The sequence below is a fragment of the Mesorhizobium sp. genome, from assembly GCF_965229135.1.
In the GTDB taxonomy this organism is placed as follows: Bacteria; Pseudomonadota; Alphaproteobacteria; order Rhizobiales; family Rhizobiaceae; genus Mesorhizobium.
In genome coordinates, this window is the sequence record NZ_OZ245860.1 from 3,382,968 (window position 1) to 3,396,208 (window position 13,241).

Annotated in this window: 14 protein-coding genes; 8 read left to right on the forward strand and 6 right to left on the reverse strand. The window is 62.3% G+C overall.

Annotated elements, in window-relative coordinates; translation table 11 throughout:
* Positions 1–157: 157 nt before the first annotated feature.
* The 4 genes from rpmH (at position 158) to ACO07C_RS15980 (ending at position 3,228) form a co-directional block, all read left to right on the forward strand.
* On the forward strand, positions 158–292 hold the full coding sequence (gene rpmH, locus ACO07C_RS15965) for a 50S ribosomal protein L34 (RefSeq protein WP_008833937.1): 135 nt from the start codon (positions 158–160) through the stop codon (positions 290–292).
* A gap of 17 nt (positions 293–309) precedes the next feature.
* Positions 310–663, forward strand: a complete 354-nt coding sequence (rnpA, locus tag ACO07C_RS15970) for a ribonuclease P protein component (protein ID WP_421915119.1) — start codon at positions 310–312, stop codon at positions 661–663.
* Between the two features lie 14 nt (positions 664–677).
* Positions 678–2,489 (forward strand): membrane protein insertase YidC, encoded by a 1,812-nt coding sequence (gene yidC, locus ACO07C_RS15975; protein WP_421915120.1) that lies wholly within the window; start codon positions 678–680, stop codon positions 2,487–2,489.
* Between the two features lie 178 nt (positions 2,490–2,667).
* On the forward strand, positions 2,668–3,228 hold the full coding sequence (locus ACO07C_RS15980) for a fasciclin domain-containing protein (RefSeq protein ID WP_421915121.1): 561 nt from the start codon (positions 2,668–2,670) through the stop codon (positions 3,226–3,228).
* Between the two features lie 135 nt (positions 3,229–3,363).
* On the opposite strand, the gene ACO07C_RS15985 is transcribed toward ACO07C_RS15980, so the two are convergent.
* From ACO07C_RS15985 to ACO07C_RS15995, 3 genes are read right to left on the reverse strand one after another with little or no spacing between them, the layout of a single operon-like run.
* Complete coding sequence (locus ACO07C_RS15985) at positions 3,364–4,908, reverse strand: DHA2 family efflux MFS transporter permease subunit (RefSeq protein ID WP_421915122.1); 1,545 nt, start codon at positions 4,906–4,908, stop codon at positions 3,364–3,366.
* Entirely contained in the window at positions 4,905–6,230 is a 1,326-nt protein-coding gene (locus tag ACO07C_RS15990; RefSeq protein WP_421915123.1) for an HlyD family secretion protein, read from the reverse strand. The genes ACO07C_RS15985 and ACO07C_RS15990 overlap by 4 nt, the downstream gene beginning before the upstream one ends.
* Positions 6,223–6,687, reverse strand: coding sequence for a MarR family winged helix-turn-helix transcriptional regulator (locus ACO07C_RS15995; RefSeq protein WP_421915124.1), 465 nt, complete (start codon positions 6,685–6,687; stop codon positions 6,223–6,225). The genes ACO07C_RS15990 and ACO07C_RS15995 overlap by 8 nt, the downstream gene beginning before the upstream one ends.
* A 175-nt stretch (positions 6,688–6,862) precedes the next feature.
* On the opposite strand from ACO07C_RS15995, the gene ACO07C_RS16000 reads away from it, so the two are divergent.
* Positions 6,863–7,177 carry a hypothetical protein gene (locus tag ACO07C_RS16000; RefSeq protein WP_421915125.1) on the forward strand — a complete coding sequence of 105 codons (315 nt, stop codon included), beginning with the start codon at positions 6,863–6,865 and terminating at the stop codon, positions 7,175–7,177.
* Positions 7,178–7,357: 180 nt separating this feature from the next.
* Positions 7,358–8,017: a ribosome biogenesis GTP-binding protein YihA/YsxC gene (gene yihA / locus ACO07C_RS16005; RefSeq protein WP_421915126.1), complete on the forward strand. Its 660-nt coding sequence runs from the start codon at positions 7,358–7,360 to the stop codon at positions 8,015–8,017.
* A 19-nt stretch (positions 8,018–8,036) separates the two neighbouring features.
* Here yihA and ACO07C_RS16010 read toward each other — a convergent pair whose 3' ends face one another.
* Entirely contained in the window at positions 8,037–8,753 is a 717-nt protein-coding gene (locus ACO07C_RS16010; protein WP_421915127.1) for a TetR/AcrR family transcriptional regulator, read from the reverse strand.
* Between the two features lie 124 nt (positions 8,754–8,877).
* On the opposite strand from ACO07C_RS16010, the gene ACO07C_RS16015 reads away from it, so the two are divergent.
* Together ACO07C_RS16015 and ACO07C_RS16020 are read left to right on the forward strand one after the other, a co-directional pair.
* A complete protein-coding gene (locus ACO07C_RS16015; RefSeq protein WP_421915128.1) occupies positions 8,878–10,059 on the forward strand; it encodes an HlyD family secretion protein in 1,182 nt (393 codons plus the stop codon).
* 66 nt (positions 10,060–10,125) lie between these two features.
* Complete coding sequence (locus ACO07C_RS16020) at positions 10,126–11,679, forward strand: DHA2 family efflux MFS transporter permease subunit (protein WP_421917543.1); 1,554 nt, start codon at positions 10,126–10,128, stop codon at positions 11,677–11,679.
* Positions 11,680–11,852: 173 nt separating this feature from the next.
* Here ACO07C_RS16020 and msrB read toward each other — a convergent pair whose 3' ends face one another.
* The gene (msrB, locus tag ACO07C_RS16025; protein WP_421915130.1) at positions 11,853–12,356 is read right to left on the reverse strand and encodes a peptide-methionine (R)-S-oxide reductase MsrB; all 504 of its coding nucleotides are present in this window, start codon (positions 12,354–12,356) and stop codon (positions 11,853–11,855) included.
* A gap of 209 nt (positions 12,357–12,565) precedes the next feature.
* On the reverse strand, positions 12,566–13,123 hold the full coding sequence (locus ACO07C_RS16030) for a fasciclin domain-containing protein (RefSeq protein WP_227343984.1): 558 nt from the start codon (positions 13,121–13,123) through the stop codon (positions 12,566–12,568).
* Positions 13,124–13,241: the final 118 nt, after the last annotated feature.

A 13,241-nucleotide genomic window follows, 5' to 3' on the forward strand; every position in this document is an offset into this window, starting at 1 on the left:
CGCCGGATTGACTTCCAAAACCCTTCTTTCTATAAGCCCGCACACGCTCGGGCCATTCGTCCCGGCGCGGTTTCGATCGCGCCAAAACCGGCCCGGCAAAGCTCCTGTTACAGAGTGACAGACACAAGAAGGGCCGCACCCCGCGGTATTAAAAGAAATGAAGCGTACCTACCAACCGTCCAAACTCGTCCGCAAACGCCGGCACGGTTTCCGTGCCCGCATGGCCACCAAGGGTGGTCGTGGCGTCGTCGCAGCTCGCCGCAACCGCGGCCGCAAGCGGCTCAGCGCCTAAAGCGGAAGACGAAATCGTTGTCCGCAACCGGCAAGCCAACGGGACCAAATCCCAAGCGGCTTCTGAAGCGCGCGGAATTCCTGGCCGTCCGTCGTGGTGAAAAGCGACGCGGGCGGCTTTTCCTCGTCGAGGTACTCGACCGCGGCGACCGCGAGGCGCCGCGCGTCGGGTACACCGTCACCAAGAAGGTGGGCAACGCAGTCGTGCGCAACCGCGTCCGGCGGCGGCTCCGGGAAGCCGTACGCGTCCATGCCGCGGATGACATGGTGCCCGGCAATGACTATGTCATCGTCGGGCGCGATGATGCGCTCTCCGCCCCCTTCGGCCAATTGAAGGCCGAACTCTCCCGCCGAATTCGCGGAACACGATAGGCCAAGGGCTCTCGATGGAAAACAACCGTAACTTCTTCATCACCATCGCTCTGTCGGTGCTGATCCTCACTCTGTGGCAGGTGTTCTACATGAACCCGCGCGTGGAGGCTCAGCGCGAGGCCGCCAAGGTCGAGCAGCAGCGCGTGGAGGAGCAGAAGAAGGCGGCGGGCGGCGCCAGCCCGGACGCCGCAGGGACGCCGACGCCGCAGGGTGCCATTCCGAACGCGGCCGGTGGCGAAGCCGTTACCGCGGCCAACCGCGACCAGGCGCTGACGGCTTCGAAGCGCGTCAAGATCGACACGCCGAGCCTGGAGGGTTCGATCAACCTTACCGGGGCGCGCCTCGATGACCTCAAGCTCAAGCACTACACGGAAACCGTCGACAAGAATTCGCCCGAGATCGCGCTGCTGAACCCGCAAGCGCTGTCCACCGGCTATTTCGCCGAGATCGGCTTCGTCGGCAACGACAAGACCGGTGCGGTGCCGGGCTCGGACACGGTCTGGAGCGTGGATGGCAATCCGACGCTGACGCCGTCGACGCCGGTGACGCTCACCTACACAAATGACAAGGGCCTGACTTTCAAGCGCACCTTCTCCGTCGACAGCAACTACATGTTCACCGTCTCGGATACGGTGCAGAATTCCGGGAGCAGCGCGGTTTCGCTGTTCAACTATGGCCGCGTCACCCGCTATGACAAGCCGGCCGTGGCCAGCACCTACGTGCTGCATGAAGGACTGATCGGCTTTACCGGCACGGAAGGCCTGCAGGAACACAAATACGCATCCATCGAGAAGGACAAGCTGGCCACGCCGGGCAAGTCGACCGATGGCTGGCTGGGCATCACCGACAAATATTGGGCGGTGACGCTGGTGCCGAGCGAGAAGCAGCCGTTCCAGCCGCGCTACGCCTATTTCGAGGACGGCCGCCATCGCTACCAGTCCGACTTCCTGACGGATCCGATCAACGTCGATGCCGGGCAGTCCGCGACCGTCGAGACCGAAGTCTTCGCCGGCGCCAAGGAAGTCGCCAAGATCAATGCCTATGCCGAAGATCGCCACATCAAGCGGTTCGACCTGCTTATCGACTGGGGCTGGTTCCACTTCATCACCAAGCCGATGTTCTGGCTGATCGACACGCTCTACAAATTCCTGGGCAATTTCGGCCTGGCGATCCTCGCCACGACCGTCATCGTCAAGGCCATCTTCTTCCCGCTCGCCAACAAGTCCTACGCGTCGATGGCGAACATGAAGAAGGTGCAGCCCAAGATGCTGGAGATCCGCGAGAAATACGCGGACGACAAGATGAAGCAGCAACAGGCGATGATGGAGCTGTACAAGACCGAGAAGATCAATCCGCTCGCCGGCTGCTGGCCGGTGGCGCTGCAGATCCCGGTCTTCTTCTCGCTCTACAAGGTGCTCTACATCACCATCGAGATGCGGCATGCGCCGTTCTTCGGCTGGATCCAGGATCTGGCGGCCCCCGATCCGACGTCGATCTTCAACCTGTTCGGCCTGATTCCGATCACGCTTCCGCACATGCTGATGATCGGCGTCTGGCCGCTGATCATGGGTGTCACCATGTTCCTGCAGATGCGCATGAACCCGACGCCGCCGGATCCGACGCAGGCCGCGATCTTCACCTGGATGCCGGTGATCTTCACGTTCATGATGGCCGGGTTCCCGGCGGGCCTCGTCATCTACTGGGCCTGGAACAACACGCTGTCGATCCTGCAGCAGGGCGTGATCATGAAGCGCCAGGGCGCCAAGATCGAATTGTGGGACAATCTGGTCGCGCTGTTCCGAAAGAAACCGTCACCGGCGGAATAGAGACGCCCGAAGCCACCTGCGTTTCAGCAAAAGCCCCGGTCCGTCCGGGGCTTTTGTTTTGGTGGCCGCCAGATGTTTCTGGAAGGCCGTGAAACTTTGCTGTCGCCCATGCCGTGACTTGTTCCGTAGCAAAAATCCAGGGCCGTCAATTTCGGCGCGCCGTTGCAAGGAGGAAGTCATGCGTATCCAGTCGTTCAGAACCATCGCGTTTTCGGCATTCATCGCCAGCGCGACAATGCTCGCCCCCGCCTATGCCAAGGACCCGATGGTCGGTGGCGCGGCGATGTATGCCAACAAGAACATCATCCAGAACGCCGTCAATTCGAAAGACCACACGACGCTGGTCGCCGCGGTCAAGGCCGCCGGCCTTGTCGACACGCTGCAGGGTGCCGGCCCGTTCACCGTGTTCGCGCCCACCAACGAGGCGTTTGCCGCATTGCCCAAGGGTACGGTCGATACGCTTCTGAAGCCTGAGAACAAGGGCAAACTCACCAAGATCCTGACCGCGCATGTCGTTCCCGGCAAGATCTCGGGCGCCGAGATGATGAAGAAGGCCAAGGCGATGGGCGGCAAGTACGAGATGAAGACCGTCAGCGGCGATACGCTGACGGCCGAAGTCAAGAGCGGCAAGCTCTACATCGTGGATGATTCCGGCGGGTCAGCCCGCGTGACGATCGCCGACGTCAACCAGTCGAACGGCGTCATCCATGTCGTCAACAAGGTGCTGTTGCCGAAGTAACGGTTCCGGCAAGGGAAGGCGCCCCCGGCCTCCTGGGCATGCCTTCCCGCCTCGTGAGAGGCCAAGTTTGGGGGAGCCGTCTCGGCACGATCGGGGTTCCGCGGTCCCTTGCGGAACCCCGATTTTTTTGTGCCTTCATTCCATCACGGCGCTATGATCGACCTTGGCCGGCGTCGCCGGCTTGCGCAGCAGCAGAACGAGCGGGATCGCGGCCAGCGAGAGGATCATCATCAGCTTGAAATCGTTCATGTAGCTGATGATCGTCGCCTGCAGCGTGACCACGCCGTCGAGGGCCGCGCGGCCGGCCGCGCTATACGGATTCATCGCCTGGAAGATCGCGGGATTGGCGAACGCCTGGTTATAGGGCGTCACGTAGGTCGCGATGTTGGCGTGATTGATCTGCACGTTCTGCGTCAGCAGCGCCGTGACCACCGATATGCCGACGCTGGAGCCGATGTTTCGCGACAGGTTGTAAAGTCCGGTTCCCTCGGCGCGCCGCTCCGGAGCCAGCGTGGCGAAGGTGATGGTGGTGAGGGGAACGAACAGGAAGCCGAGCCCCGCACCCTGGATGAAGCCGGTGCTGATGATCGTCCATTGCGAGACGTCGGGCGTCCAGCCGGTCATGTCGTACATGGCCCAGGCGGTGACCAAAAGGCCGGTCAGGAGCAGCCAGCGCGTGTCCACCTTGCCGATCAGCCTGCCGACGAGGAACATGCAGGCCATGGTGCCGAGTCCGCGAGGGCCCATGACGATGCCGGCGGTCACCACGGGATAGCCCATCAGCGTCTGCAGATAGGGCGTCATCAGGGCCAGCGAGGCCAGATAGGTGATGCCGATGATGAAAATGAAGATCATGCCGACCGAAAAATTCCGGTCGAGGAAAAGCCTCGGATTGACGAAGGTGTTGCGGGCGGTGAAGGTGTGGACGAGGAAGATGTAGAAGGCCGAGGCGCAGACCAGCGCCTCGATGATGATCTCGGAGGACGAGAACCAGTTGAGCTGCTCGCCGCGATCGAGGAACATCTGCAGGGCCGCGATGGTGATGCTGAGCATGCTGAAGCCCAGCCAGTCGAGCCTCGCCCTGATATCCACCTTCGTCTCCTGGACGAACATCCACACGCCGGCGAAAGCCAAGGCACCGATCGGCACGTTGATGTAGAAGACCCAGCGCCAGCTGACATTTTCGGTCAGCCAGCCGCCTATGACCGGCCCGAGCACCGGCCCTACCATGACGGACACGCCGAACAGGGCCATCGCCGATCCGCGTTCCTCAAGGCTGTAGATGTCCAGCAGGATGCTTTGCGACAGCGGCACGAGGGCGGCGCCGAACAGGCCCTGCAGCAGACGGAAGCCGACGATCTGAGGCAGCGACTGCGCGAAGCCGCACAGCACCGAAGCGAACACGAAACCGGTGATGGATATGAGCAGGATGCGCTTGCGGCCGAAACGGTTGGCAAGGTAGCCCGAAGGCGGCGTCATGACGGCGGCCGCGACGATGTAGGATGTCAGGACCCAGTTGATCTGGTCGGCGCTCGCGGACACGCTGCCCTGGATGTAGGGCAGCGCGACGTTGGCGATGGTGGTGTCCAGCGCCTGCATGATGACGGCCAGGATCACGCAGGCGGTGATGGCGCCGCGATTGGCGACCACCATTGCGGCACCCGTCGCGGACGCGCTCATGACGACGCTCCGAACCTCTTCATCAGATCGGTTACGAAGTCCGGCAGGCCGCGCGCGTGGCCGGTGTCGATGCCGACGACGACGCTCATTCCGCCGCGCAGCGGCGGCTTGCCCTGCGGGTCGTCGACGGTGACGCGCATGGGGATGCGCTGCACGACCTTGACCCAGTTGCCGGTGGTATTCTGCGCCGGAAGCAGCGAGAAGCTCGACGACGAGGCCGGGCTGATGCTGGCGACCGTGCCATGCCAGACGGTGCCCGGATAGGTGTCGACGCTGATGGTCGCCGTCTGTCCGGGACGGACATAGGTGAGTTCGGTTTCCTTCGGCTCAGCCGATATCCACATATCGGTCGACGACACCAGGCTGAACGCGGGCTGCGACGCCGGCAGGTACTTGCCGACCTGAAGCGCGTCGACATTGGTGACGACGCCGTCGAACGGCGCCTTGACGATGGAATCGTTGAGATTGCGCTGGGCGTCGTCGACGGCCGACTGGGCCTGGAGGTAGAAGGGGTTCTTCTCGATGGGCTGGCTTGCGTCACCACCAAGCTGGGCAAGCATGGCCTGGGCCTGCGCCTTGGCGACGGACACCTTCTGCCGGGCGGCGACGAGGTCGTGCTGGGCGCTGTCGAAGGTCGCCTTGGAGGCCGTGGATGTCTTGAGAAGATCCTGCTGGCGGGCAAAAGCGGCTTCGTAATAGGGAATATCGGCCTGCGCCTGATCTATCTGTGCCTGCGCCTGCTGGTAGCTCGCCTGCAAGGTCAGCACCTGGTTGCGCACCGTCCCAAGCTGGGCCTGGGCCGCGGCAAGAGCCGTCTCGAAGGAAGCGGGCCTTAACCGGAAAAGCACGTCGCCCTTCTTCACCGCCTGGTTGTCGTGCACGTTGATTTCGGAAACCGTGCCGGAGACATCGGTGGACACGCCAAGCGACTGGGCCTGGATATAGGCGTTGTCGGTCGTCATGACCTGACCGCCGGTCACATAATAATAGCCGCCGACGACAAGCGCGACAGGGAGCAGCGCGAAAAGGACCGGACGCCTCAGGCTGCGCTTCGGCTTGACCGGCGCCGGTGCCGGAGGCGGTGCAACGGCGACCGGAACTTGCTGGGGCTGCGTGGGCGGAGGTTGCGTGGACGGGGCCTCCAGTGCCGCCGGCTCCAGTGCAACGGGTGTTTCCAGCTCGTCGTCAACGATGACGGGATTGGCCTTCCTCTGCCCGCGCTCGCTATCCAGCCGGATCACCTGATCGCCGCCGCGGCCCGAGGATGAGGCCCCCTCGACCGGTTCCTCTTCATATTTCTTGGGTGAGATTGAATCAGTCATGTACTTTCTCCCGGTCGACGACTGGCTGGACGCAAGCCTCGAGCAGATTGGATTTCATCAGGCAAAGGGTTTGCAGCAAGTGTTGCTGCTCGTCATCGGAAAGGCCGGCAAAGGCCTCGTCTCGCGTTTTCTGGCCGTTGTCGCGCATGATCTCGAGCAGCGGATGCGCCTTGGGGGTGAGGTACAGCAGCCATGCCCTGCGATCGGCGGGATTGGGTCGCCGCTCGATGAGACCCTTGGCTTCCATCTTGTCGATCAGCCGGGCGAGCGTGATCGGCATCGTCTCGACAAGATCGGCCAGCTTGGTCTGGTGGATGCCTTCGTTCCGGGACAGGTAGGCCAGGACCTGCCATTGGGTTCTGGTCAGCCCCAATGTCCGGGAACGCTGCTCAAACCGCTTTCTGAGCAGACGCGCGACATCGTGCAGCACGAAGCTGATGTTGGGTGAGGATGCCATGAGAGGTGTCGGGGTTGTTGGCGCGACTTTTAGTAGGCATGCTTATTATCACCTATGCTTATAATCCCGCTGGACGCAGCGCACAAGACGGATTAAGCCGTTTGGTAAAAAATGTCGCACGTGCCGCGGCGCCACAAAGTTCCGGTAATGTCTGATTTCCGGCGAGGACATGATGATGAATTTGCTCAAGATCGCGACCATCGCGATACTGGCGGGATACCCGGGCTTCGCGATGGCGAAGAGCGCGGCCAGCTGCGGCGGCGCCGCCATGCTGGGTGGGGCGCAATTGAACTGCAGCCATGTCGATCCCAAGGCGCCAAACCAGTTCTGCACCTACAGTTGGGCCCTGCACACAACAGCTGGGGACCAGAAGATCGTCGAAGGCACCTTCATGCTGCCGCCCGGCGCCGCGAACGTCACAATCTACCAGGGCAGCGGCTTCGACAGCGCGCTGTCCGATCCGATCGTGATCTGCAGGGATGCAAACTAAGCATCGATGCCGCGCATGGCTCGCACGTCAGCCGATTGGTGCTATAGGGCGGATCACTTTATTTTGAATGCATGCGTTCGGCTCTGCCGCATCAGCATGGCGGGACTGGTCGATGGATACAATCAGCCGTAACCTCGATGCCATTCGTGGCGCCAACATCTCTCTTCTGGAGGCAGCGGTTTGAACGCTTTGAACGGAACCACGATCAGCACCGAGCTTTTCACCAAGGCGTGGATCTTCATCCGCGGCGTACCCGCCATGAAATTCCTGCCGCCGGAAGGGCCGCCGGAAATCGCGTTCGCCGGCCGCTCGAACGTCGGCAAGTCATCGCTGATCAACGCGCTGGTCAACCAGAAGGGATTGGCGCGCACCTCCAACACGCCGGGGCGCACGCAGGAGCTCAACTATTTCGTGCCGGACGGATTTTCGGGCGAAGGCGCGGACCTGCCGCCGCTGGCGCTCGTCGACATGCCCGGCTACGGCTATGCGACCGCGCCCAAGGAAAAGGTCGACGAATGGACGAAGCTGGTCTTCGACTATCTCAAGGGCCGCGTCACGCTCAAGCGCGTCTACGTGCTGATCGATGCCCGCCATGGCATCAAGGCCAAGGATGACGAGGTGCTGTCGCTGCTCGACAAGGCTGCGGTGTCCTATCAGATCGTGCTGACCAAGACAGACAAGATCAAGGCCGCCGGCGTGCCGAGGCTGATCGAGGAGACACTTCTGAAGATCAAGAGGCGGCCGGCGGCGTTTCCGTTCGTCCTTGCCACCTCGTCGGAAAAGGGCGAGGGCCTCGAGGAATTGCAGGCTGCTATCGTGCTCGCCGCCAACGGCGGATAGGTCCGCCAAAATCCATCAGTCAGCCCGGCTTCACGGCGCTTTCTTCCGCCGCGAGCAGATCAGTACCGTAGAACTTCAGGAACATATCGACGCCCGAACTGACGATATGCTCGATCTCGGCGGCACTTGGCGCCTTGGTGCGATAGGCAAAGATGCACTGGCGGAAGAGACCAGCCAGGCACAGCTCCGTGAACTGGTACGCGGCAAGGTCGACATCGGGTATGTTCAACAGGCCGCGCTCGATGGCGGCGTTGAGAAAGATCACGACCTTGTCATGCCCGCGCTTGGGGCCGCGCTCGTAGAAGCGCGTGCCAAGCTCGGGAATTCGGTCCGCCGCGCCGACCACGGTGCGCTGGGCCTGGATGACCTTGGCCGAGGTGATCTTGGCCGACAGCACCTTGCCGAACTTCACCAGCGTTGCCCTGAGATCGCCGATCTGGTCGAGAACATCGTACATGTTCTTGAAGATCGTGCTGCGCTCTTCCTCGATCAGCGCCTCGAACAGCTCTTCCTTGTTGGCGAAGTAGACATAGATCGTGCCCTTCGATACGCCGGCTTCCCGGGTGATGTCGTTCATCGACGCCGCCTCGAAGCCCTTGTCTATGAAAACACGGCGGGCGCCCTCGATGATCTGACCGCGCTTGACCGGATCCTGACCGGCCGCCGGACGTCCACGGCGAAGGCTTTCCAGCAGATCGCACTGATCACTCTCAGCCTTGGGTAATATCTCGGCCATAGGGTCACCTCGAAAATATTTCGAACCAACCGGTTCGATTGCCTCTTGATATGGGCCTCTTTCCGCGCTAAGTCAATGTCCAATTCGAACCGAACGGTTCAGTCCGCTACAGAGAGATGCCCCGATGTCTTCGAACACACCCGCCACCGCAGAGGTTCGCCCATTCCCCAATGCCAAGGTCGCCCCCGCGGTCGAAGCACCGAGCACCCCAATCGAGCCCGTCACCGCACCCCCGGCCGAGGCGCCCGCCAAGAAGAAGCGCTCGGTGCGCTCCTTCCTGCTGCCCATCATCGCGCTTGGGCTGCTTGGTGGCGGCGCCTGGTACGGCTACAATTACTGGGTCGACGGACGCTTCATGATTTCAACGGATGATGCTTATGTCCAGGCCGACATGGCATTTATCTCGCCGAAGATTTCCGGCTATGTCGACCAAGTCAAGGTGAGCGACAACCAGCAGGTCAAGGCTGGCGATCCGCTGCTCGTCGTCGATGACGGCGATTACAAGATCGCGGTTGCCCAGGCCGAGGCGCAGATCGCCACGCTGAGCAAGACGCTCGACCGCATCGACGCCCAGACCGAAGCGGCACGCGCATCGCTCAAGCAGGCCCAGGCGCAGAAGGTCGCCGACCAGGCGGCTGCCGACAACGCCGCCCGCGCCCAGCAGCGCGCCGCCCAGTTGCTCAAGACCCATGTCGGCACGCAGGCGCAACTGGACGACGCACAGACCGCGCTGGACCAGGCCAATGCCGCTCTTGTCGGCGCCGACGCACAGATCGCAACCGCGCAGGCCAACATCGGCGTGCTGCAGGCGCAGCGCGCGGAATCGGCAAGCACGCTGGCATCGCTGCAGCTCAGCAAGGACAAGGCCGCGCGCGACCTTTCCTTCACCGTTCTCAAGGCGCCGTATGACGGCGTCGTCGGCAACCGTTCGGTCGAGCAGGGCGACCTCGTCAGCCCCGGCCAGAAGCTCGCCGTGATCGTGCCGATGGACAAGCTCTATATCGTCGGCAACTTCAAGGAGACCCAGCTTGCCAAGATCGTACCCGGCGAGAAGGTCAAGGTCTCGGTCGATGCCATTGACGGCCCGTCGTTCGAGGGAACCGTGTCGTCCCTGGCTCCAGCCTCGGGCGCGGTGTTTTCGCTGCTACCGCCGGAAAACGCCACCGGCAATTTCACCAAGGTGGTGCAGCGCGTGCCGGTCCGCATCGACGTGCCCGCCGACGTGCTGAAGTCAGGCAAGCTGCGCGCTGGCCTCAGCGTCATCGTCGCCGTCGACAGCCGCACAGCACCCGCCGCCTCGAACTGAGCGATCCTCCGGAGCAAGGCCATGGCAACGGCAACCCTTACAGCAGGATCGGCGCCTCCGCCGGCGATGCCGGCCGTGCCGGACACCATCTCGACGCGACGCATCATCGCCTTCCTGGCGATGGTGTTCGGGATGTTCATGGCGATCCTGGACATCCAGATCGTGTCAGCCTCGCTGGCCGAGATCCAGGCCGGCCTGAGCGCCAGCTCGGACGAAATCCCGTGGGTGCAGACAGCCTATCTGATCGCCGAAGTGGTCATGATCCCGCTGTCGGGCTTCCTCAGCCGCATGCTGTCGACCCGCGTGCTGTTCACCGCCGCCGCGGCCGGCTTCACCGCGGCGAGCGCGCTGGCCGCGACAGCGACCAACATCGACCAGATGATCGTCTACCGCGCCGTCCAGGGTTTTATCGGCGGCGGCATGATCCCGAGCGTCTTCGCGGCCGCATTCACCATTTTCCCACCCTCGCGGCGCGCCATCGTCTCGCCGATGATCGGCCTGGTGGCGACGCTGGCGCCGACCATCGGCCCGACCGTCGGCGGCTATATCAGCCATGCATTTTCGTGGCACTGGTTGTTCCTGGTCAATGTCGTGCCGGGCATCCTGGTGACGACGGCGGCATGGTCGCTGATCGATTTCGACAAGCCCAACCTCAAGCTGTTCAGCAAGTTCGACTGGTGGGGCCTCGCCGGCATGGCGGCCTTCCTGGGATGCATGGAGTATGTGCTCGAGGAAGGACCGAACAATGACTGGCTGCAGGACCAGGGTGTGTTCATCTGCGCCATCGTCATGACCATCGGCGCGGTGCTGTTCTTCTGGCGCGCTTTTACCGCCGAGGAACCGATCGTCGACCTGAAAGCCTTCACCAACATCAACTTCGCTTTCGGGTCCGTGTTCTCCTTCGTCATCGGCATTGGCCTCTACGGCCTGACCTATCTCTACCCGGTGTTCCTCGGGCGCATCCGCGGCTACGATTCGATGATGATCGGCGAAGCGCTGTTCGTCAGCGGCCTGGCCATGTTCTTCACCGCGCCGATCTCCGGGTTCTTGTCGAGCAAGATGGACCTGCGCGTGATGATGATGGTCGGTTTCTTCGGTTTCGCGACGGGCACGTGGTGGATGACGCATCTCACCGCGGACTGGGATTTCTACGAGCTGCTGATCCCGCAGATCCTGCGCGGCTGTTCGATGATGCTGTGCATGGTGCCGATCAACAACATCGCGCTCGGCACCTTGCCGCCCGAGCGGTTGAAGAACGCGTCCGGCCTGTTCAACCTCACCCGCAATCTCGGCGGCGCGGTTGGCCTGGCTCTCATCAACACGGTGCTGATCGACCGCAATGCCTTCCATTACGCCCGGCTCTCCGAGCACGTGCAGTGGGGAAGTGCGGCCGCGCAGACCAAGCTGCAGAACATGACGCTCAATTTCGAGCAGACCACCGGCCTGGACGCGACCAGCGCAGCGATCTCAAAACTGTCCGGCATGGTCCAGCAACAGGCGGCGCTGCTGTCCTTCATGGACGTGTTCTATCTGCTGACTGTTCTGTTCGCGACGCTTGGCCTGTTCACCATGCTGATCAAGAAGCCGGCGGCGGTCGGTGGAGGTGGCGGCGGGCACTAAGCAATTCCAGGAAAAGTGTGCGGCGGTTTTTCGTCCGGAATTGCGTCACATGGAAATACCCAATTGTGCGCAGCGGCTTTCGGCATGCTCCTCCAGTCCAGGCCCGTAAAGCTCTGACCACGCAAAAACTCCGGGCCGCAAGCCCGGAGTTTTTGTATCGCGGTTGAGGTCTGTCAGGCCGTGGCGGGCTTGAAGGTCAATGCCACGCCGTTGATGCAGTGGCGCAGGCCGGTCGGGGCCGGGCCGTCGTCGAAGACATGGCCAAGGTGACCACCGCAACGCCGGCAATGCACCTCTGTGCGGGTCATGCCGAGCGACCGGTCTTCGGTCTTGCCTATGCCGTTGGGAATCTCCTGCCAGAAGCTCGGCCAGCCGGTGCCGGAATCGAACTTGGTCTCGGACGGATAGACGGGCAGGTCACAGCCGGCGCAAGCGAAAACGCCCTTGCGGTGCTCGTTGAGCAGCGGGCTGGTGCCGGGATATTCTGTGCCTTCCTTGCGCAGCACGTCAAAGGCGGCCGGAGAGAGGATGGCTTTCCATTCGGCGTCGGTCTTGGTGACCTCGAAGGTTTCCGCGGCGCGGGCATCCTGCGGTCCACCCATGCGCAGAAGCGCCGCGGTGCTGACCAGCAATGCGGCAGTCGCGGCACCGCTCAAAAGAAAGTCGCGACGGTTCATGACACAATTCCTTCTGTTGTCCTTTGCCAAATTCTGCCGTCACGCGGAAATCAAAAGCCGGTGACAGGCCCCTGAAATGACACTCCGCGCCGGTCCCATGTCTATCATGGACGGCGCGGAGTGCGGGGCGATCGCACGGTCACGGGAGCAAGAGCCGTGCGATCAACAGGGAGCCGTTACCGACATCTTCGCCGGCAGCCAGCCTTTTGTTACATCTTCGGCAGGAGAACCTTGTCGATGACGTGGATGACGCCATTCGACTGCTCGACATCGGCGATCGTCACATTGGCGACATTGCCGTTCTCATCGGTCACGGTCACCTTGCCGCCGGTGTCCTTGAGCGTCAGTTCGCAGCCGCCGACGGTTTTCACCTTGTGGGCGCCGCCGTCGTCCTTGACCATCTTCATCACGTCAGCCGACATCGCCTTGGCGGCGACCACATGGCAGGTGAGGATCTTGACCAGCTTGTCCTTGTTTTCCGGCTTCAGCAGGGTGTCGACCGTGCCGGCCGGAAGCGCCGCGAAGGCTTCATTGGTTGGCGCGAAGACGGTGAAAGGGCCAGCGCCCTGGAGCGTGTCGACCAGGCCGGCAGCCTTGACGGCCGCGACGAGCGTGGTGTGGTCCTTCGAATTGACGGCATTCTCGACGATGTTCTTGTTGGCATACATGGCGGCGCCGCCTACCATCGGATTTTCGGCATAGGCTGCGGTGGCGAGTGCGGAAACGGCGATCGTACCGGCAAGCAGAAGGGTGGCGAATTTACGCATGATGTCGAACTCCTCGGGGTTTTCTCTTCCCATTCTTGGGAACGTGAGGAGATACGGAACACAAATGCGTGAGTTTCAGAATATCAGGATTTTTTTATTTTATCCGCGCCGAGGGCAA

Excerpts from the sequence above, each read along its gene's own strand:
- ACO07C_RS16015 (WP_421915128.1), top strand. The coding sequence starts at position 8,878 with ATGTCTTCGAACACACCCGCCACCGCAGAGGTTCGCCCATTCCCCAAT.
- ACO07C_RS16000 (WP_421915125.1), top strand. The coding sequence starts at position 6,863 with ATGAATTTGCTCAAGATCGCGACCATCGCGATACTGGCGGGATACCCG.
- ACO07C_RS16020 (WP_421917543.1), top strand. The coding sequence starts at position 10,126 with ATGCCGGCCGTGCCGGACACCATCTCGACGCGACGCATCATCGCCTTC.
- ACO07C_RS15995 (WP_421915124.1), bottom strand. The coding sequence starts at position 6,687 with ATGGCATCCTCACCCAACATCAGCTTCGTGCTGCACGATGTCGCGCGT.
- msrB (WP_421915130.1), bottom strand. The coding sequence starts at position 12,356 with ATGAACCGTCGCGACTTTCTTTTGAGCGGTGCCGCGACTGCCGCATTG.
- ACO07C_RS15980 (WP_421915121.1), top strand. The coding sequence starts at position 2,668 with ATGCGTATCCAGTCGTTCAGAACCATCGCGTTTTCGGCATTCATCGCC.
- ACO07C_RS15990 (WP_421915123.1), bottom strand. The coding sequence starts at position 6,230 with ATGACTGATTCAATCTCACCCAAGAAATATGAAGAGGAACCGGTCGAG.
- rpmH (WP_008833937.1), top strand. The coding sequence starts at position 158 with ATGAAGCGTACCTACCAACCGTCCAAACTCGTCCGCAAACGCCGGCAC.
- yidC (WP_421915120.1), top strand. The coding sequence starts at position 678 with ATGGAAAACAACCGTAACTTCTTCATCACCATCGCTCTGTCGGTGCTG.
- ACO07C_RS15985 (WP_421915122.1), bottom strand. The coding sequence starts at position 4,908 with ATGAGCGCGTCCGCGACGGGTGCCGCAATGGTGGTCGCCAATCGCGGC.
- ACO07C_RS16030 (WP_227343984.1), bottom strand. The coding sequence starts at position 13,123 with ATGCGTAAATTCGCCACCCTTCTGCTTGCCGGTACGATCGCCGTTTCC.
- ACO07C_RS16010 (WP_421915127.1), bottom strand. The coding sequence starts at position 8,753 with ATGGCCGAGATATTACCCAAGGCTGAGAGTGATCAGTGCGATCTGCTG.